The following is a 19,258-nucleotide window of genomic DNA, read 5'->3' on the forward strand; positions in this document are numbered from 1 at the left end:
CCGCCTTCGTCGTGTCCGCGGCCGCCGGAGCGGCTCGGCAGGCTCAGCTGAAGGAGTCGCCGCAGGCGCAGGAGCCCGTCGCGTTCGGGTTGTCGATCGTGAAGCCCTGCTTCTCGATGGTGTCCACGAAGTCGATCGTGGCACCGCCCAGGTACGGGGCGCTCATGCGGTCGGTGACCACCTTCACACCGCCGAAGTCCTTCTCGACGTCGCCGTCGAGGGCGCGCTCGTCGAAGAAGAGCTGGTAGCGCAGGCCGGAGCAGCCGCCGGGCTGGACGGCGACACGCAGCGCGAGGTCTTCGCGGCCTTCCTGGTCGAGCAGCGCCTTGACCTTGGACGCGGCGGCGTCGGTCAGGATGATGCCGTCGGTGACGGTGCTGGTCTCGTCCGATACGGACATCTACATCTCTCCCGGGTTGTACGGAGACTGCTTGCCGACGGTTGCAACCGGCGGGGCCGCGGATTCATTCCGGACCGGGCGTCGATCCCGGCTCCTTTCATGCTCGCACACGCGCCCGGAACCGGAAAACGGCTCTTTCCGGGTCTTCCCGGGAATGAACGGGGCCCACCGGGATTCACGTCACACAGACGCTATGGCCGTCGTCAAAGTGACGTGAAGCGGTTATGATAGATAGCGTCAAATCGACGAAAAGTCGCAGAAACAGAAAGGGTGCGTGTCGTGACCACCGCCCAGACCCAGGAGCTCGACGTACAGCCGACGCCCCTCGCCCTGCTGCTCCTCGGCCGTGAGGCCGACCCGAAGAGCGAGCGCGGTGTGGAGTGTCCCGGCGACCTGCCCTCGCCGTCCGACCCGGACCTGGTGGAGCGCGCCCGCAAGGCGAAGGAGAAGCTCGGGGACAAGGTCTTCGTGCTCGGCCACCACTACCAGCGTGACGAGGTCATCCAGTTCGCCGACGTGACGGGGGACTCGTTCAAGCTGGCCCGGGACGCGGCCGCCCGCCCGGAGGCCGAGTACATCGTGTTCTGCGGCGTGCACTTCATGGCGGAGTCGGCGGACATCCTGACGTCCGACGACCAGAAGGTCGTCCTGCCCGACCTCGCCGCCGGCTGCTCGATGGCCGACATGGCGACGGCCGAGCAGGTCGCCGAGTGCTGGGACGTGCTGACCGAGGCCGGGATAGCCGAGCAGGTCGTGCCCGTCTCGTACATGAACTCCTCCGCCGACATCAAGGCGTTCACCGGCAAGCACGGCGGCACGATCTGCACCTCGTCCAACGCGAAGCGGGCCCTGGACTGGGCCTTCGAGCAGGGCGACCCCGCGACGACGAAGGTCCTTTTCCTGCCGGACCAGCACCTGGGCCGCAACACCGCGGTGCGGGACATGGGCATGTCCCTGGAGGACTGCGTCGTCTACAACCCGCACAAGCCGAACGGCGGCCTGACCGCCGACCAGCTGCGCGCGGCGAAGATGATCCTGTGGCGCGGCCACTGCTCGGTGCACGGCCGCTTCAGCCTGGACTCGGTGAACGACGTGCGCGAGCGCATCCCGGGCGTGAACGTCCTGGTCCACCCGGAGTGCAAGCACGAGGTCGTGGCCGCGGCGGACCACGTCGGTTCGACCGAGTACATCATCAAGGCCCTGGAGGCCGCCCCGGCCGGCTCGAAGTGGGCCATCGGCACGGAGCTGAACCTGGTCCGCCGCCTGGCGAACCGTTTCGCGCCCGAGGGCAAGGAGATCGTCTTCCTCGACAAGACGGTCTGCTTCTGCTCGACCATGAACCGCATCGACCTCCCCCACCTGGTCTGGACCCTGGAGTCCCTGGCCGAGGGCAACCTCGTCAACCGCATCGAGGTGGACAGGGAGACGGAGGCCTTCGCGAAGCTGGCCCTGGAGCGGATGCTGGCGCTGCCGTAATCCCGGTCCCGTCCGTCGTCACCCCGAGCGCGGTGTCCGCTCGGGGTGCGCGGGGTCGAGGCTGAAGACGCTGCCACCGGGGGTGGTGGCGACCAGGGCGCCGTCGAGGGTCCGCACCTCGGTGGCACCCCAGTCGGTGTCCGACGCCGGACCGGCCGTACGGGCGTCGACGAGCTGTTCGGGAGACATGAAGGGCAGCGTGCCGATCATCTGGCCGGTCTCGGTCAGCGTCTGGTGGCTCTCCGCCGCACGGGAGATGCCGAAGTCGATGACACGCGGGCCGTCCTCGGCCAGCAGGACGTTGGCCGGCTTCAGGTCCCGGTCCACCGCCCCGGCCCGGTGGACGTCGCGCAGGGCCGCCACCAGGCCCAGGGCCGGCCCGCGCAGTTCGGCGTCCGGCAGGCGCCCCGGTCGCGGATCCGCCGGGCGAGCGAAGGCCCGGGCACGTACTGGGTGGCCATCCAGGGCCGGGCCGCCTCGGGGTCCGTGTCCAGGACCGGTGCCGTGAAGGCTCCGCTGACCTTGCGGACCGCCGCGATCTCCTGCCGGAACCGGGCGAGGAAGACCGCGTCCGCCGCGTACTGGGCGTGCACGACCTTGACGGCCACGTCACGGCCCGAACGCGCCCTGGCCCGGTAGACGACGCCCATGCCCCGGCCCCGAGCCGGTCGAGCAGCCTGTAGCCGCCGACCGACTTCGGGTCGTCGCTGTGCAGCGGCCCGCCCGAATCCCCTTCCCCCGTAGAGCCGTTCGAGGGCCACAGGATACGTAACGGGACAAGGCGGTGGCCGGGCACCGGACATGAGGGTCCGGTGCCCGGCCACCGCCGGGTCAGGCCGTCACACGCTCGCGTGCTCCGGCTCCGTCGCGTCCTTCCGCTGGGCCGGGAGGCCCTTCTTCGCCGCGCGCTTCTTCGCCCGGCGCTCCTTGCGGAGCTCGACCATCGCGTAGAGCGTCGGGACGAGGAGCAGGGTGAGGAGCGTCGACGTCACCAGGCCGCCGATCACGACCACGGCCAGCGGCTGGGCGATGAAGCCGCCCTCTCCGGTGATGCCGAGGGCCATCGGCAGCAGGGCGAAGATCGTCGCCAGGGCGGTCATGAGGATCGGGCGCAGGCGGTGCCGACCGCCCTCGATCACGGCCTCGACGACGCCGTGGCCCTGCTTGCGGTACTGGTTGATCAGGTCGATCAGCACGATCGCGTTCGTCACCACGATGCCGATCAGCATCAGCATGCCGATCATGGCCGGGACGCCCATCGGGGTGCCGGTGGCGATCAGCAGGCCGATCGCGCCGGTGGCGGCGAACGGGATGGAGACCAGCAGGATCAGCGGCTGGACCAGCGACCGGAAGGTGCCGACCAGCAGCATGAAGACGATCGCGATGGCCGCCAGCATCGCCAGGCCCAGGTTGACGAACGCCTCGTCCTGGTCCGCGGAGACACCGCCGACCGACGCCGTGGCGCCGTCCGGGAGCTTCAGCGCGCTGATCTTCGACTGGAGCTGGGTGCTGACCGCGCCGGTGTTGTCGCCGGTCGGCTTCGCGGTGATGGTGGCCGCGCGCCGGCCGTCGATGCGGGTCATGGAGACCGGGCCGTCGACCAGCTCGACGGTGGCGATGTCGCCGAGCTTCACCGCTCCGCCCAGACGGAGGTCCTTCAGCTGCTTCAGGGTCTTGGCGGGCTTGGCCGAGCGGATGACGACGTCGCGCTCGGTGTCGTCCAGGATCGCCTTGGCCGCGGGGGTGCCGCGGACGGCCTGGGCGACGGCGCCGCCGAGGGTCTGGTCGTTGAAGCCGGCCGCGGCCGCCTTGTCGTTGGCCTTCACCGAGATGCGCGGCACGCTCTGCGACAGGTCGCTGGTGACGTCCGTGACGTCGTCGAGCGAGGCGACCGTCTTGCGGACCTCCTCGGACGCCGTACGCAGCACGTCGGCGTCGGCGGCCTTCACCACGACACCGAGGTCCTGGGCGCCGAATCCGTCGCCGGCGGTGATGGTGGTCGTGCCGATGCCCTTCAGCCCGGCCAGGCCCTTCTCGATGCCGTCCTGGACGTCCTCGGCCGACGCCGAGTCCTCCAGCATCACCTGGTACGAGGCCTGGTTGGTGTCCGTGCCGCCGCCGAAGGCGGCCATGAAGCCGGACGAGCCGATGGTGACCTGGTAGTCCTTGACGCCCTCGGTGCCGGCGAGCAGCCGCTCGACCTTCTTCGCCTGGACGTCGGTCGCCGTCAGGCTGGTGCCGGGCTTCAGCTCCTGCTTGACGGTGAGGACCTCGACCTCGCCCTGGTCGAAGAAGTTCGTCTTCAGCAGCGGCGCCATGGCGAACGTGCCGACCAGCACGACGATCGCGAGGGCCACGCTGGTGAGGCGGCGGCGGGTCGCGAAGCGCAGGACGGGGACGTAGATGCGCTGGAGGCGGCTCTTGGCCTCTTTCTCCTCGGCGATCCGGCGGGCCTCGGCCGCGTCCTCTGGGGTGCCCTTCGGCGGGCGCAGGAACCAGTACGACAGGACCGGCACGACCGTCAGGGAGACGAGCAGGGACGCCAGCAGCGCGGCCGTCACGGTCAGGCTGAACGAGCCGAAAAGCTCGCCCACCATGCCGCCGACCAGGCCGATCGGCAGGAACACCGCGACCGTGGTGAGCGTCGAGGACGTCACCGCGCCCGCGACCTCACGGACGGCCTGAAGGATCGCCGAGTGGCGCTCCTCGCCGTAGCCGAGGTGGCGCTTGATGTTCTCCAGGACCACGATCGAGTCGTCGACGACCCGGCCGATGGCGATGGTCAGGGCACCCAGCGTGAGGACGTTCAGCGACAGGTCGCGCGTCCACAGCACGATCAGGGCGAGGACCACGGACAGCGGGATGGACACCGCGGTCACGAGGGTCGAGCGGATCGAGGCCAGGAAGACCAGGATCACCAGGACGGCGAAGAGCAGACCGAGCGCGCCCTCGGTGGTCAGGCCCTTGATGGACTTCGAGACCGCCGGGCCCTGGTCGCTGACGACCGTGAGGGTGGCGCCCGAGCCGAGGTCCTCGCGCAGGTCCGGGAGCTTGTCGTGGACGGCGTCGGAGATGGCGACCGCGCTGCCGTCGCGGTCCATGGTGACGGCGACGGCGAGGCTGGGCCTGCCGTCGGTACGGGTGATGGAGTCGGCCGGGGCCTCCTGCTGCTTCACCGTGGCGACGTCGCCGAGGCGCACCGGCTTGCCCTTGCCGGGCTCGCCCGTGACCATCAGGTCCTGGATCTGCTTCAGCGAGGTGAGACCGCCGCCGACCTGGACGGTGCGGTTGGCGCCGCCCTCGTCGAAGGAGCCGGCCGGGACGGTCGCGCCGCCCGCCTTGAGCGCCTCGGAGACGGACAGCGGGGTCAGGCCCGCCTTGGCGAGCTTCGCGTCGTCGGGCGTGACGGTGACCTGGACGTCCCGGACCCCGTCGACGGTGACCTGGCCGACGCCGTCGATGCTCTTCAGGTCCGGCACGACGGTGTTGTCGAGCTGGTCGGCCAGGGCCTGCTGGTCCCGGCCGGAGGTGACGGCGAGGACGACGGTGGGGATGTCGTCCGTGGAACCGGCGACGACCTGCGGGTCGACATCGTCGGGGAGCTGGACGCGGGCCCGGTTGACGGCCTGCTGGACATCGGCGACCAGTTGCTTGGTGTCGTTGCCGTAGTCGAAGGACGCCATGATCACGGCGTTGCCCTCGCTGGCGGTGGAGGTGACGCCGCTGATGCCGTCGACGGCTTCGAGGGTGTCCTCGATGGGTTCGACGACCTGCTTCTCGACCACGTCCGGGGACGCGCCCTGGTACGGCGCCAGCACGGACACCATGGGCAGTTCGATGGTGGGCAGCAGCTGCTGCTTGAGCTGGGGTATCGCGATCGCCCCGAAGACGAGCGCGATGATCGACATCAGCCCGATCAAGGCCCGTTGCGCGAGGCTGAACCTGGACAGCCAGGACATGGGTGAGGTCTCTCTTCTGTTTAGCGGCAGAAGCGGCAGCGGACGCGCAGATGAGCGCCCGCCCCTACACCCTGAGCCATGCGGGAACCGGGTTTCGTAAGCCCCAGGTCCACATCCTTGTGCGGCGCATACTCCGGCCGCAGTACACCCGGGTCGAGCTCACTCCACCCTTGGACGGACCAGACCGGATTCGTACGCGGTGACGACGAGCTGGGCGCGGTCCCGGGCGCCGAGCTTGGCCATGGCCCGGTTGACGTGCGTCTTCACCGTCAGCGGACTCACTTCGAGGCGCTCGGCGATCTCGTCGTTGGAGTGCCCGCCGGCGACCTGGACCAGCACCTCGCGCTCCCGGACGGTGAGCGAGTCGAGCCGTTCGCCGCGGGCCGGGTCGCGGTCGGCGTCGGCCGGGTCGTCCGTGGCGAGGAACCGGGCGATCAGGCCCGTGGTGGCCGCCGGGGAGAGCAGGGCCTGCCCGCCGGCCGCGATCCGGATGGCGCTCAGCAGTTCCTCGGGCTCGGATCCCTTGCCGAGGAAGCCGGAGGCGCCCGCCCGCAGCGACTGCACGACATAGTCGTCGACCTCGAACGTCGTCAGGATGACCACCCGGACATCGGCGAGCCCGGGGTCGGCGCTGATCATGCGGGTCGCGGCGAGACCGTCGGTGCCAGGCATGCGGATGTCCATGAGCACGACGTCGGCGTGCTGCTCCTTGGCCAGCCGGACCGCCTCCGCGCCGTCGGAGGCCTCGCCGACCACCTCCATGTCGGGCTCGGAGTCGACGAGCACGCGAAAGGCGCTGCGCAGCAGCGCCTGGTCGTCGGCGAGCAGGACACGGATGGTCATGCGGGGTCCTCCCCGGTCGGTGCGCGGTTCTTGAGCGGCAGGATCGCATGGACGCGGAAGCCGCCGCCGTAGCGGGGACCGGTGGTGAGGGTGCCGCGCAGGGCGCTGACGCGCTCGCGCATGCCGAGCAGCCCGTGGCCGCCGCCGCTGTCCTGGATCTCGTTCTCGCCGCTGCCGTCGTCGAGCACGGTGATCTCGATGTTCGGCCCGACGCGTACGACGCTGACCTCGGCCTTGGCCTGGGGTCCGGCGTGCTTCTGCACGTTGGTGAGGGCCTCCTGGATGATCCGGTAGGCGGCCAGGTCGACGGCGGCGGGGAGGGTGGTGCCCTGGTCGGCGCGGGCGACCTCGACGTGCAGGCCGGCGCTGCGAAAGGTGCCAATGAGTTCGTCGAGGCGGTCCAGGCCCGGAGCGGGTTCGGTGGGGGCCTCCGGGTCGCCGGACTGCCGGAGCAGGCCGACGGTGGCACGGAGCTCGTTGAGGGCGGAGCGGCCGGCATCGCGGACGTGCGCGAGGGCCTCCTTGGCCTGGTCGGGCCGCTTGTCCATGACGTGGGCGGCGACCCCGGCCTGCACGTTGACCAGGGCGATGTGGTGGGCGACCACGTCGTGCAGGTCCCGGGCGATGCGCAGGCGTTCCTCGGCGACCCGGCGGCGGGCCTCCTCCTCGCGGGTGCGCTCGGCCCGCTCCGCGCGTTCGCGGATGGCCTGGACGAAGGCGCGGCGGCTGCGGACGGCGTCACCGGCGGTGGCGCCGATGCCGGTCCAGGCGAAGATGCCGAGGTTCTCCTGGGCGTACCAGGGCAGCGGTCCGGCGGCCATGGCGGCGCCGGTCAGCACGGTCATCGTGAGCAGGCCGACCCGCCAGGTGGTGGGGCGGTCGGTGGTGGAGGCGACGGTGTAGAGGGCGATCACCGCGGACATCGCGACCGGGGCGCGGGGGTCGCCGGTGACGGACTCGATGACGGACAGCGTGCCCGTGAGGGCGAGGACCGCCATGGGGGCGCGGCGGCGGAAGACCAGGGCCGTGGCGCCGAGGGTCATGAGGAGGAGGCTGAGGAGGTCGGGGGTGCGCAGGACCCAGTTGACGCTGTCGCGGTGCCGGGGTTCCACGAACGAGCCGGCGACCATGCAGACCAGGACGGCGAGGGCGAGGATGGCGTCCAGGGCCAGGGGGTGCGCCTTGGCCTGGTGTTTGGCCCGCGCGAGGGTGCTCACAGGTGTGTACGGTAGCCGGGCCGGCTGTGGCCGTGTGAGGTGCCCGGCGTCAGACCTGAGGTCGGGTGGGCCCGCAACCCGGCGGCGCGGGGTACCGTTGCGCCCCCCTCCCCCGAGCTGTCGGCTTCGCTCGAGCAGGGGCCCCATCGCCCCTGGCGGCACGCATGCCCGCATCCGGGTCAGCCCGGAATCAAACCGTCGTCGCTGAGGAGCTCCCGGACGTCCTCCAAGGTCGCGTCGGGGGACGGCAGGATCAGTTCCGACGGTTCCAGGGAGTCGTCCGGGAGGGGTTCGCCCAGGTCGCGGACCCTGGTCAGGAGGGCCTGGAGGGTGCGGCGGAAGCCCGGGCCGTCGCCGTTCTCCATTTCCGCCAGGAGTTCGTCGTCCAGCTTGTTCAGCTCGGCGAGGTGGCCGTCGGCCAGACTCACCTGGCCCTCCCCCATGATCCGTACGATCATGTCGCCCTCCTAGGAGTCGACCCCTACTGCTTGTCGAAGCGCGGAGTGTCCTGCGGCTGCTGCTGGGACTGCTGCCCGTTCGAGCCGCCTTCGATGGCCTGCTGCCCGCTGCTCGAGCCTCCCCCAGTGCCAATAGCCTGGGAGGTGCCCCCAGCCAGTTCGGCCTTCATGCGCTGCAGTTCCAGCTCTACATCCGTACCGCCGGAGAGCCGGTCCAGCTCGGCCTGGATGTCGTCCTTGTGCATGCCGGAGGGGTCGTCCAGGGCGCCGGAGGCGAGCAGCTCGTCGATCGCGCCGGCCCGGGCCTGGAGCTGGGCCGTCTTGTCCTCGGCGCGCTGGATCGCCAGGCCGACGTCGCCCATCTCCTCGGAGATGCCGGAGAAGGCCTCGCCGATCCGGGTCTGCGCCTGGGCCGCCGTGTACGTCGCCTTGATCGTCTCCTTCTTGGTACGGAAGGCGTCGACCTTGGCCTGGAGCCGCTGGGCCGCCAGGGTGAGCTTCTCCTCCTCGCCCTGGAGCGTCGCGTGCTGGGTCTCCAGGTCGGTCACCTGCTGCTGGAGGGCGGCGCGGCGGGAGAGCGCTTCCCGGGCCAGGTCCTCACGGCCCAGCGCGAGCGCCTTGCGGCCCTGGTCCTCGAGCTTGCCGGACTGCGACTGCAGCTGGTTCAGCTGGAGTTCCAGGCGCTTGCGGCTGGTCGCCACGTCGGCGACGCCGCGGCGGACCTTCTGGAGCAGCTCGAGCTGCTTCTGGTACGAGTAATCGAGGGTCTCGCGCGGGTCCTCGGCCCGGTCAAGGGCCTTGTTCGCCTTCGCGCGGAAGATCATCCCCATACGCTTCATGACACCGCTCATGGGCTTCGCGCGCCCCCTTCTGACCGACTCCGGCAGCTGCTCCTGCGACAGAACCCACACTACGGGCCCTGCATCCATTACCGCACTGTTCGGGGACGGATGCGCTCATCCCCAAGGACGACTGCGTACGCTCCCGCTCCGGCGTAGGGAGTAGGTGGTCCCCGGGGTTACCGGAGCCGTACACCCCGGGAAACATCCGGAGGCGTACGCAGCGTCCCCTCTGTCCCCTTACTGACGACTGGTGTTGCCGGATCGTTCCCCACGGGGCTGGGGTCCATGCCCGGAAGCCCTTACCCTTGGGTTTTGTGTTCCGTAGCCGTGCCAAAGACGAGAAGGCCCAGGACGCCGACAAGGCGCCGGTGAACTTCTCCAAGCAGCCCCGCGACCCCCAGGCCCCCAAGGGCCGCCCCACGCCGAAGCGCAGCCAGGCCCAGAGCCAGCGCCGCAGCGTGGCCAACACGTCGATGACGCGCAAGGAGGCCGCCAAGCGACAGCGCGAGGAGCGCCGTACCGCGATGGAGCGGCAGCGCCAGGCGCTGGCGAGCGGCGACGAGCGCTACCTGCCCGCCCGTGACAAGGGACCGGTCCGCCGGTTCGCGCGCGACTTCGTCGACTCCCGGTTCAACATCGCGGAGTTCTTCCTGCCGATGGCCGTGGTCATCCTCGTGCTGAGCATGGTGCGGGTGGCCTCGCTGCAGAACATCGCGCTGCTGCTGTGGCTCGTGGTGATCGTGCTGATCGTGCTCGACTCGTTCGTCACGTCCTTCCGTCTGAAGAAGCAGCTGAACGAGCGCTTCGCGGGTGAGAACAAGCGCGGCGCCGTCGCCTACGCCCTGATGCGCTCCCTCCAGATGCGTCGGCTCCGGCTGCCGAAGCCGCAGGTCAAGCGCGGAGAGCGGCCCTGACCACGACGCCGTTCTCCGGGGGTGCGGCGGATGCCTGGCTGGACAGGCTGGGCGGGCTGCGGGATGTCGTCCGTCAGGAGCTGGTGGCCCGCCAGCTGGACGAGCAGATAGTCGGCCGGTTCCCGGTCGGTCAGCGCCTGCGGGTGCTGGACGTGGGGATGGGCCAGGGCACCCAGGCGCTGCGGCTGGCCCGGGCCGGACACCAGGTGACCGGTCTGGAGCAGGACGCGACGATGGTCGCCGTGGCCCGGGAGTCCCTCGCCGGGGAACCGGAGGGCATCCGGGAGCGGATGCGGATCATCGAGGGCGACGGCCGCGACACCGGCGTGCACTTCCTGCCGGGCAGTTTCGACGTGGTGCTGTGCCACGGCGTCCTCATGTACGTCGAGGAGCCCGATCCGCTGCTGGCGGGTCTCGCCCGGATGCTCGCGCCGGGCGGGCTGCTGTCCCTGCTCGTGCGCAACGGGGACGCGCTCGCGATCCGGCCGGGCCTGTCCGGTGACTGGTCCGGTGCGCTGGCGGCCTTCGACACGACCGCCTATCGCAACCGGCTGGGTCTCGACGTGCGGGCCGACCGGCTGACGGACCTGACGTCGACGCTCGCGGGCATCGGGGCGCCGCTGTACGCCTGGTACGGGGTGCGGGTGTTCACCGACACGGCGGCGGACGGCGCGCAGGCCCCGGCCGACGTGGAGACGCTGCTCGCGGTGGAGGAGAAGGCGGGGCGGACCGATCCGTACCGCGGGGTGGCCGCGCTGCTGCACCTGTGCGGCGTGCGCGGCTGACCACCCGCGGAAGCGGGGGTGGTGGGCGGGAGCCGACGGCCCTCGCCCACCGGGCTCACGCCTCGGCCGCGTGCAGGCTCATCGGCCCGTAGATCTCCGTGACGTCCTCGAACAGCCGCACCTGATCGGCACCGCCCTCCTGGAGGGCCTTCCAGTGCTCCCCGATCCAGGACTCGGCGTCCCCCTGGGTGGGGAACTCCTCCGGCGTCACCGCGGGCTGGACCTCCGTCCCGTCGGTCTTCTCGAACCGCCACGTCCATGCCGCCATGTACGCCTCCCATGTGTGTGAGCACACTGCACAGCGAAAAGCCGGATCTTGGTCCGGCCCCTCTCAGAGCGTAAGCGCTCCGCCGGGTGGGGCGTTACAGGGCTTGCGGGGTGCGGGGCGTGGGGATTTGCGGGTCGTGTCCGGCCGGTCGCGCCCGCGTGGCGGAGCCGCACATCGACACGGCCCGCGCCCCCGTAGGGGCGTCTCGATCACGCATGTCCCATGCTCACGCGTCAGAATCGGGGCGTGGAACTTACTCTGCTCGGCACCGGTGCCCCCGCGGGTCTGCCCCGCCCCGACTGTCCCTGTGCGGCCTGTGCGGCCGCTCTCGGGCCGGACGCGCGGGCGGCCACCGCGCTGCTCCTGGACGGGGCGCTGCTGCTCGACCTGACGCCGGGCGCGGCGTTCGCGGCGGCGCGGGCGGGCCGTTCCCTGACCGGCGTGCGGCAGGTGCTGTTGTCGCATCCGCACAACGGGCCGGCGGTCGAGGTGCCCGCGGGGCTGCCGCAGCCCGGACGGGTGCCGGACGGTCGGGAGTTGACGCTGCTGACGGGGCACCGGGTGCGGGCGGTGGCGCTGGACGCGCCGGGCACGGGGTACGCGGTGACCGGGCCGGAGGGGCAGCGGCTGCTGTATCTGCCGCCGGGCGGGGCGCCGGCGGGTCTGGAGGAGCCGGCCGAGTCGTACGACATGGTGCTCGCGGACGTCGTGGGGCGGCCGGACGCGCTGGCGAAGCTGCGGGCGGTGGGGGCGATCGGGCCGACGACCGACGTGCTCGCCGTCCATCTGGACCACGACGTGCCGCCCGGCCCGGAGCTCGGGCGGCGGCTCGCGGCAGCCGGGGCGCGGGCCGTGCCGGACGGGGTGACGCTGGCGGTGGGGGCGTACGAGGACGTGCCGGACGTGCCGCGGCGGACGCTGGTGCTGGGCGGGGCCCGGTCGGGCAAGTCGGTGGAGGCCGAGCGGAGGCTGGAGGCCTTTCCGGACGTGCTGTACGTGGCGACGGGCGGGTCGCGCAACGGGGACACGGAGTGGTCCTCGCGGGTGGCGGCACACCGGGAGCGGCGGCCGGGGTCGTGGCAGACGGTCGAGACCTGCGATCTGGTGCCGCTGCTGGAGGAGGAGGGGCCGCCGCTGCTGGTCGACTGTCTGTCGTTGTGGCTGACGGACGCGATGGACTCCGTCGGGGCGTGGGACGACGCGGTGTGGGCGGAGCGGGGCGAGAAGGCCCTGCGGGAGCGGGTGGGAGAGCTGACCGAGGCGATGCGGGTCACCCGGCGGACCGTCGTCGCGGTGTCGAACGAGGTGGGGTCGGGGATCGTGCCGTCGACGGCGTCGGGACGGCGGTATCGCGATGAACTCGGGCGGCTGAACGCGGGGTTCGCGGCCGAGTGTGAGCATGTGCTGCTGGTGGTGGCGGGGCAGGCGGTGGTGCTGCGGGGCTGACCGGGGCCCCGCGGCTGCCCTCCTGACCGCCCGGGCTACGGAGCTGTGCGGGCGATCACCCGGTAGGTGTTCGCGAAGCGCGTGCGGCGGGTCACCGGGGCGATGAGGTGGTCGGCCAGCGCCGCCACGGCGACCAGGGGGATGCCCGCGCGGAGCAGGGCCGCGCGGGTGTGCCGCTGGACGGGGGGCGGGGGGATCGCCCGCCAGGGGGTGTCCGGGGCCGGCAGGGCGTGGGAGAGGGCCAGGGACGTGGCGCCCGCGAGGTCGTGGGGGACGTGGACCGGGCGGTGGTCGAGCGTCAGGATCGTGCAGCCGGCCGACTCCAGTTCCGCGCGGACGTTCTGCGGGGGCAGCAGGTGGAGGTGGCGCGGCTGGTCGTAGGGGAGCCACCAGCGGCCCAGCAGGGCGGCGAAGACGCTGCGGGGGCTCAGGGTCTCGATGAGCAGGTGGCCGCCCGGGCGCAGGACGCAGAGGGCGGCCCGGAGTTCCGCCCGGGGGTCGGGGGTGCCCTCCAGGTGGTGGAGCATGCTGACCACGTCGTAGCGGGCGCGCAGGGGGCCGGCGATCTTGGGGTCCGTCAGGCGGCCGACGTGGGCCTCCTCGACGCGCTCGGCCGTACGGGCGCGGACCACGCGCGGGGTGGGGTCCAGGCCGTCGAAGGCGGTGTAGGGGAAGAACTGCCGGGCCGTGCCCGGGAAGTGGGCGTGGCCCGTGCCGACGTCGAGCCAGCTCTCCGGCTCGCCGCAGCGCAGCATCGCGCGGGCGGCCGAGCGGTGCCGGCGCGGGCTGCTGCGCAGGGCGAGGAGGCCGTCGCTCGCCGGGTCCCTGGGCGCCCCGCGCACGGTCCGGTGGTAGAGGGCGAGGCCCTCCACGGTGAGGCGGGGATTCTGGAAGGTGTGGCCGCACTCCCGGCACGCGTCGACGGTGAAGCTGCCCGGCTTGTACTGCCGCAGGTCACCGGTGCGCAGCCGGTTGCGCAGCCGGTCGGAGCCGCACCAGGGGCAGTCCTCCCGGCGCGGTTCGTGGACCCGTGTGGTCGCTTGGGGGACGGGGGGTGCTGAGGAGGCGGGATGTGCGGGCATGGGCGGCTCCCGGGCGTGACGGCGTACGGCGGCTGTGGCGAGGACGTACGGCGGGGACGTCGCACCGACCACGTACGACAATCCGCTGCAAACGGAACGTATGGGATGCCGATCTTGGGTGCAACGATGTCGCCGTGACGGAGTGGTGATGTGGCGCCGTTCTGTTCGACCGGGGCCGGTACTGTTCGGCGAATGAGCTCGCTTAATCTCGACGACTTCACCGATCTGATCGAGCGTCCGGACGGCGGGATCCGCCGTGACGCCGAGGCACGCCGGGAGCGACAGATCGTGCCGCCCGGATCGCTGGGCCGCCTCGACGAACTGGGTGAGTGGCTGGCGGCGGCGCAGTCCGCCGTGCCGGTCCGGCCGGTCGAACGGCCGCGGGTGGTGCTCTTCGCCGGCGACCACGGCATCGCCGAGCTGGGCGTCTCGGCCCGGCCGGCGGGCGGCGCCGGGGAGTTGGTGCGCGAGGTGCTGGAGGGCGGCCGGCCCGTGTCGGTGCTGGCACGGCGGCTGGGCGTGCCGGTGCGGATCGTCGACATGGCCCTGGACTGCGACCCCGAGGGCCTGCCGGAGGACGTCGTACGGCACCGGGTGCGGCGCGGCAGCGGGCGGATCGACATCGAGGACGCGCTCACCCTGGAGGAGGCGGAGGCGGCGTTCCGGGCCGGGGTCGCGGTGGCCGACGAGGAGGCCGACTCCGGTACGGATCTGGTGGTGCTCGGCGATGTGAGCGTCGGCGGGACCACGGTGGCCGGCGTGCTGGTCGCGGCGCTGTGCGGGGTCGACGCGTCGGTCGTCACCGGGCGCGGCGGGCTGGCGATCGACGACCTGGCCTGGATGCGCAAGTGCGCGGCGATCCGGGACGCGCTGCGCCGGGCCCGGCCGGTGCTCGGGGACCAGTTGCAGCTGCTGGCGGCGGTGGGCGGGGCCGATGTCGCCGCGATGACGGGCTTCCTGCTGCAGAGCGCGGTGCGCAAGCTGCCGGTGGTGCTCGACGGGGTCGTGACGGCCGCGTGCGCGCTGGTCGGGCAGCGGATCGCGTTCCGGGCGCCGGACTGGTGGCTGGCCGCGCACGACAGCGGCGAGCCCGGGCAGGCCAAGGCGCTGGACCGGATGGCCCTGGAGCCGCTGCTGACCCACGGGGTGACCGTCGGGGAGGGGGCGGGCGGTCTGCTGGCGCTGCCGCTCGTGCAGGCCGCGGCCGCGCTGGCCGCGGAGCTGCCCGAGAAGCCGAAGGAGTCCGAGGAACTCGGGGAGCAGGCAGGGCCGGACGGGTCCGAGGCGCCGGCCGAGCAGTAGAGGCGCACCAGAGCAGGAGCAGCGCCGAGATCCAGGTCACGCACGCCTGGCTCAACTTCGTCCCGTTCCGGTCGGTCTTGGAACGTGGTGTCGGTTTGACTGAGTCGCAGACACCCTCAGACGTTTCGCCGCACGGACGAGGACGACCGCCGGATGACCACGCTCGCCCGCTGGGCCCGCGCCGAATGGGGTGTGCTGTACGCCGCGGTGCGCGGGCCGCTGGCCGCGCGGCGGTGGCGGGCCGTGCCGATGGCGGTCACGGCCGTGTGTCTCACGGCCGTGCTGCACTCAATGCACAACCGGTCGTGGGGCTACCAGGTCGTGCAGAACGTCGGCGCAGTGCGGGCCGAGGACCCGTTGTGGCCGGCGCTGCTGCGGACGCCGCTGTCGCTGTTCGTGCCCGCGCTGGATCTGCCGGTGTGGGGCGCGCTCGTGCAGATCCTGCTGGTGTTCGGCATCGCCGAGCTGTGCCTGGGCTGGTGGCGGACGCTGGCCATCGCCTACGTCGCGACGCTCGCGGGGACGCTGTACGCGCGCCTGGGCATCCGCCTTGGCCCGCGTTCCCCGCTCGGCCTGCCCGCCTCGGACGCCTGGGTCGTGGACACGGGGCCGTCGGCGGCGGTGGTGGGCCTGGCCGTGTTCCTGGGCTGGCGCTACCGGGCGTACGTCACGGCCTCGGTGGTGATCGTGGCGATGGTGGTCGAGGTCGCGCTCGAGGAGAACCTGGCGGGCAAGGAGCACCTCGCGGCGATCGCGGCGGTCCTGGTGCTGTGCGCGGTGGGCGAGCTGCGTCAGCGGCGTTCGAGGGAGCGGGCCGGTTCGGGGTCGGGCGCGCCGCCGATCCAGTCCTGAAACCTGCGCCGTGGGCCCGCCCAGCGACGGTCGTGGTGGTAGGCCCGCAGGCCGGATTTCGCTCGGGCACGGGGGCGGTTCCGGTAGAACCGCTTGGCCCACGGGGAGGTGGGGCGGGCCAGCCGTACGGCGCCGATCAGGGCGATGAGGGGGATGATCACGCCCAGCACGGCGATGCGGACCTTGCCCTTGAACAGGGCGATGAGGGCGAACGCGAAGTTCACGAGGATGTTCACGAGGAGGACGGCGCGGTTCTGCTGCTGGTCGTCGTTGAGGTCGTTGACGCCCAGCGGCGAGAAGCCGAGCAGGAGCAGGCCGACGAGGGACGCGGTGAGGACGACCATCTCGACGCTCTTGCGGCCGTCCGGGGTCCAGTAGACGTCGGCGAGGTGCAGCACCAGGGCGAACTCGTCCAGGACGAGGCCCGCGCCGATGCCGAAAATCACCGCGGCCAGCGCGGAGCCGAAGCCGTGCCGGCCACCGGCGACCGCGCCGAAGCCGCCGATGATCGTCAGGATGACGCCGGGCACCACGTGGTGGACGTGGACACCGTCGCCGGCGCTGATGTTGCGGAAGGGGCCCTTGCCCGCCCGGATGAGACGGGTGATGCCCCGGGTGATCACGAAGGTCAGGACGAAGGAGACGAGAGCGAGAAGCAACGGCAGCTTGCCGGGTTCCATGATGTTCCGCTCGAACCATCCCATATGCGCACTTTATCCTCGGCCGCCATTCCCGCCCTCCTGACCGGCCGGTAGCCTGCGCCGGTGCCCACCACCTCGCCCCTCGACGGCCTCCGCTTCGCCTTCGGCACCCTCACGGTGATCCCCGTCCGGGCGACCCGGTGGGACCGGGAGGCCGCACGCGGCGGCATGCTGTGCGCCCCGCTGGCCGGTCTCGCGGTCGGTGCCGCCGCCGCCGGGCTCGGGCTGGTGCTGCTGTTCCTCGGTGCGGGCGCCCCGCTGGCCGCCGTCGCCACCATCGCCGTACCGGCCGCCCTCACCCGGGGGCTGCACCTCGACGGGCTCGCGGACACCGCCGACGGCCTGGGCAGCGGCAAGCCCGCCGAGGACGCGCTGCGGATCATGAAGCAGTCGGACATCGGGCCGTTCGGGGTCATCACCCTCGTCCTCGTCCTGCTCGCGCAGGTCGCCGCGCTCGCCCAGGCGTACGACGCCTCCTGGGCCCGGGGCGCGTGCGCCGCCGTCGTCTCGGCGACGCTCGCCCGGCTGGCGCTGACCCTGGCGGCCCGGGCCGGGGTGCCGGCGGCACGGCCGGAGGGACTGGGGGCGGCGGTGGCGGGTGTGGTGCCGCTGCGGGGAGCCGCGGTGGCCGCCGTGGCCGTCGCCGGGGCCGCCGCGGCGGGCGGTGCCCTCTTCGGGCCGTACGACGTGATCCGGGTCGTGCTCGCGGTCGTCCTCTCCCTGGCCGCCGCCGAGGCCCTGCTGCGGCACTGCATCCGGCGCTTCGGCGGCGTCACGGGGGACGTCTTCGGCGGTCTGGCGGAGACGGCGGCGACCACGGCGCTGGTCGTTCTGTCACTGGGCTGAAACGATCTCCTCGTATCAAGAAATGGCCACTACGCCACCGACAGGTGAACGCCCGCAGGAATGAGCGAACGGGGCCACGCGCGTAGTCTCGTCGTCGAGTGTTCGCCGTACCGGGGAAGGCCCCGTGATCACCGGACCCTGAGGTCGCAATAGGGTCGGCTGTCGGGCCCGGTCGACCCACACCGTTCGACCACTGCAACTTCACATCGGAAGCGAGATTTCACCACCGTGACTGCTCTCACTCTCAGCACCTCCGCGGCGCCCGGCCTGCGGGCCGACGCGATCGTGATCGGTGTCGCCAAGGGTGCCAAGGGACCGGTCGTCGCACCGGGCGCCGAGGCCGTGGACAAGGCGTACGACGGCAGGCTCGCCGGCGTTCTGGAGACTCTCGGCGCCTCCGGCGGCGAGGGCGAGGTGACGAAGCTGCCGGCGCCGTCCGGCTTCAAGACACCGCTCGTCCTGGCGGTCGGACTGGGCACGGTCCCCGAGAAGGACGCCGAGTACGGCACCGAGGCCCTGCGCAAGGCCGCCGGCGTCGCCGCCCGCGCCCTGGCCGGGTCGAAGAAGGCCGCCTTCGCGCTGCCGCTGGACGACGCCGCCGACGCCGGTGCGATCGGGGAGGGCGCGCTGCTCGGCGCGTACTCCTTCGACGCCTACAAGGACAACGGCAAGGATCCCAAGGCGAAGAACGGCAAGGCTCCCCTCGCCGAGATCGTCCTGCTCGGCGGCAAGCCGCGCGACAAGGCGTACAAGGCCGCGGTCGAGCGGGCCGTCGCCGTGTCCGAGGAGCTCAACCGCTCCCGCGACCTGGTCAACACCCCGCCGAACGACCTGAACCCCGAGTCGTTCGCCGCGATCGCCCAGGCCACGGCCAAGGAACACGGCATCAGGATCCAGGTGCTCGACGAGAAGGCCCTGGCCAAGGGCGGCTACGGCGGCATCCTCGGCGTCGGCTCCGGCTCCGCGGCCACCCCGCGCCTGGTCAAGCTGTCGTACACCTCCTCCAAGGCGAAGAAGCACCTCGCCTTCGTCGGCAAGGGCATCACCTACGACTCGGGCGGCATCTCGCTGAAGCCGGCCGGTCACAACGAGACGATGAAGTGCGACATGGCCGGTGCGGCCTCGGTGTTCGCCGCGGTCGTCGCCGCCGCTCGTCTCGGCCTGGAGGTCAACGTCACCGGCTGGCTCGCCCTGGCCGAGAACATGCCCTCCGGGTCCGCGACCCGTCCGGGTGACGTGCTGCGGATGTACAGCGGCAAGACGGTGGAGGTGCTCAACACCGACGCCGAGGGCCGGCTGGTGCTGGCCGACGCGCTGTGGGCGGCGTCGCAGGAGAAGCCGGACGCGATCGTGGACGTGGCGACGCTGACCGGGGCGATGGTGCTGGCGCTGGGCAACCGGACGTTCGGGATCATGGGCAACGACGACGCGTTCCGCGCCGCGCTGTGCGAAGCCGCCGAGGAGGTCGGGGAGCCGGCGTGGCCGATGCCGCTGCCGGAGCACCTGCGCAAGGGGATGGACTCGGCCACGGCCGACATCGCGAACATGGGTGAGCGGATGGGCGGCGGGCTGGTCGCCGGTCTGTTCCTGCGCGAGTTCGTGGGCGAGGGCATCACCTGGGCGCACCTGGACATCGCCGGGCCGGCCTTCAACGAGAGCGGGCCGTTCGGATACACGCCGAAGGGCGGCACGGGGACGGCCGTGCGGACGCTGGTGCGGCTGGCCGAGCTGACGGCTGCGGGCGATCTGGGCTGAGCCTCGCCTGACAGCTCGGTCTCGCCCGTCGTGTGGCGCGTGCGGGGGCGTGGGGGCTGTTCGCGCAGTTCCCCGCGCCCCTCAGGTCTCTGCCCTCGCGCCCGCGCGGCGG

At 72.1% G+C, this 19,258-nt stretch carries 17 protein-coding genes and 1 pseudogene; 8 read left to right on the plus strand and 10 right to left on the minus strand.

What is annotated here, in order from left to right:
* Positions 1 to 43: 43 nt before the first annotated feature.
* Complete coding sequence (locus HDC93_RS13210; RefSeq protein WP_031109243.1) at positions 44 to 400, minus strand: iron-sulfur cluster assembly accessory protein; 357 nt, start codon at positions 398 to 400, stop codon at positions 44 to 46.
* Between the two features lie 279 nt (positions 401 to 679).
* Between HDC93_RS13210 and nadA the strand changes: the two genes are divergently transcribed.
* Entirely contained in the window at positions 680 to 1,876 is a 1,197-nt protein-coding gene (gene nadA, locus HDC93_RS13215; protein ID WP_185010325.1) for a quinolinate synthase NadA, read from the plus strand.
* Between the two features lie 54 nt (positions 1,877 to 1,930).
* Here nadA and HDC93_RS13220 read toward each other — a convergent pair.
* The 6 genes and pseudogenes from HDC93_RS13220 to HDC93_RS13245 form a co-directional block, all read right to left on the minus strand.
* Positions 1,931 to 2,639, minus strand: a pseudogene (locus HDC93_RS13220) (serine/threonine-protein kinase); the annotation flags it as partial.
* 76 nt (positions 2,640 to 2,715) lie between these two features.
* Positions 2,716 to 5,835 (minus strand): efflux RND transporter permease subunit, encoded by a 3,120-nt coding sequence (locus HDC93_RS13225; protein ID WP_185010327.1) that lies wholly within the window; start codon positions 5,833 to 5,835, stop codon positions 2,716 to 2,718.
* Between the two features lie 159 nt (positions 5,836 to 5,994).
* On the minus strand, positions 5,995 to 6,678 hold the full coding sequence (locus HDC93_RS13230) for a response regulator transcription factor (protein WP_185010329.1): 684 nt from the start codon (positions 6,676 to 6,678) through the stop codon (positions 5,995 to 5,997).
* Positions 6,675 to 7,895, minus strand: coding sequence for a sensor histidine kinase (locus HDC93_RS13235; RefSeq protein ID WP_185010331.1), 1,221 nt, complete (start codon positions 7,893 to 7,895; stop codon positions 6,675 to 6,677). Before HDC93_RS13235 ends, HDC93_RS13230 begins: the two co-directional genes overlap by 4 nt.
* A gap of 179 nt (positions 7,896 to 8,074) precedes the next feature.
* Positions 8,075 to 8,353, minus strand: coding sequence for a PspA-associated protein PspAA (locus HDC93_RS13240; protein ID WP_185010333.1), 279 nt, complete (start codon positions 8,351 to 8,353; stop codon positions 8,075 to 8,077).
* A gap of 23 nt (positions 8,354 to 8,376) precedes the next feature.
* Complete coding sequence (locus HDC93_RS13245) at positions 8,377 to 9,192, minus strand: PspA/IM30 family protein (RefSeq protein WP_185010335.1); 816 nt, start codon at positions 9,190 to 9,192, stop codon at positions 8,377 to 8,379.
* A 317-nt stretch (positions 9,193 to 9,509) separates the two neighbouring features.
* Here HDC93_RS13245 and HDC93_RS13250 point away from each other — a divergent pair, with 317 nt between their 5' ends.
* Positions 9,510 to 10,109 carry a DUF3043 domain-containing protein gene (locus tag HDC93_RS13250; protein ID WP_185010337.1) on the plus strand — a complete coding sequence of 200 codons (600 nt, stop codon included), beginning with the start codon at positions 9,510 to 9,512 and terminating at the stop codon, positions 10,107 to 10,109.
* 83 nt (positions 10,110 to 10,192) lie between these two features.
* A complete protein-coding gene (locus HDC93_RS13255; protein ID WP_185010339.1) occupies positions 10,193 to 10,894 on the plus strand; it encodes a methyltransferase domain-containing protein in 702 nt (233 codons plus the stop codon).
* A 55-nt stretch (positions 10,895 to 10,949) separates the two neighbouring features.
* On the opposite strand, the gene HDC93_RS13260 is transcribed toward HDC93_RS13255, so the two are convergent.
* The gene (locus tag HDC93_RS13260; protein WP_031110433.1) at positions 10,950 to 11,162 is read right to left on the minus strand and encodes a hypothetical protein; all 213 of its coding nucleotides are present in this window, start codon (positions 11,160 to 11,162) and stop codon (positions 10,950 to 10,952) included.
* 246 nt (positions 11,163 to 11,408) lie between these two features.
* Between HDC93_RS13260 and HDC93_RS13265 the strand changes: the two genes are divergently transcribed.
* Positions 11,409 to 12,608, plus strand: coding sequence for a bifunctional adenosylcobinamide kinase/adenosylcobinamide-phosphate guanylyltransferase (locus HDC93_RS13265; RefSeq protein WP_185010341.1), 1,200 nt, complete (start codon positions 11,409 to 11,411; stop codon positions 12,606 to 12,608).
* 35 nt (positions 12,609 to 12,643) lie between these two features.
* Here the strand turns inward: HDC93_RS13265 and HDC93_RS13270 are convergent, their stop codons facing one another.
* On the minus strand, positions 12,644 to 13,690 hold the full coding sequence (locus HDC93_RS13270) for a class I SAM-dependent methyltransferase (RefSeq protein ID WP_185010343.1): 1,047 nt from the start codon (positions 13,688 to 13,690) through the stop codon (positions 12,644 to 12,646).
* Between the two features lie 192 nt (positions 13,691 to 13,882).
* On the opposite strand from HDC93_RS13270, the gene cobT reads away from it, so the two are divergent.
* Both cobT and HDC93_RS13280 read left to right on the plus strand, forming a co-directional pair.
* Positions 13,883 to 14,992, plus strand: coding sequence for a nicotinate-nucleotide--dimethylbenzimidazole phosphoribosyltransferase (gene cobT / locus HDC93_RS13275; protein ID WP_185010345.1), 1,110 nt, complete (start codon positions 13,883 to 13,885; stop codon positions 14,990 to 14,992).
* Between the two features lie 153 nt (positions 14,993 to 15,145).
* Positions 15,146 to 15,844 carry a hypothetical protein gene (locus tag HDC93_RS13280; RefSeq protein ID WP_185010347.1) on the plus strand — a complete coding sequence of 233 codons (699 nt, stop codon included), beginning with the start codon at positions 15,146 to 15,148 and terminating at the stop codon, positions 15,842 to 15,844.
* On the opposite strand, the gene HDC93_RS13285 is transcribed toward HDC93_RS13280, so the two are convergent.
* Entirely contained in the window at positions 15,784 to 16,548 is a 765-nt protein-coding gene (locus HDC93_RS13285; RefSeq protein ID WP_185010349.1) for a hypothetical protein, read from the minus strand. The genes HDC93_RS13280 and HDC93_RS13285 overlap by 61 nt on opposite strands.
* Positions 16,549 to 16,608: 60 nt before the next feature.
* On the opposite strand from HDC93_RS13285, the gene HDC93_RS13290 reads away from it, so the two are divergent.
* Both HDC93_RS13290 and HDC93_RS13295 read left to right on the plus strand, forming a co-directional pair.
* Positions 16,609 to 17,391 (plus strand): adenosylcobinamide-GDP ribazoletransferase, encoded by a 783-nt coding sequence (locus HDC93_RS13290; RefSeq protein ID WP_185010351.1) that lies wholly within the window; start codon positions 16,609 to 16,611, stop codon positions 17,389 to 17,391.
* Between the two features lie 228 nt (positions 17,392 to 17,619).
* A complete protein-coding gene (locus HDC93_RS13295; RefSeq protein WP_185010353.1) occupies positions 17,620 to 19,146 on the plus strand; it encodes a leucyl aminopeptidase in 1,527 nt (508 codons plus the stop codon).
* Positions 19,147 to 19,258: the final 112 nt, after the last annotated feature.

Origin of the sequence: Streptomyces sp. AK010, assembly GCF_014207295.1 — a bacterium.
GTDB classification, from domain to species: Bacteria; Actinomycetota; Actinomycetes; order Streptomycetales; family Streptomycetaceae; genus Streptomyces; species Streptomyces massasporeus.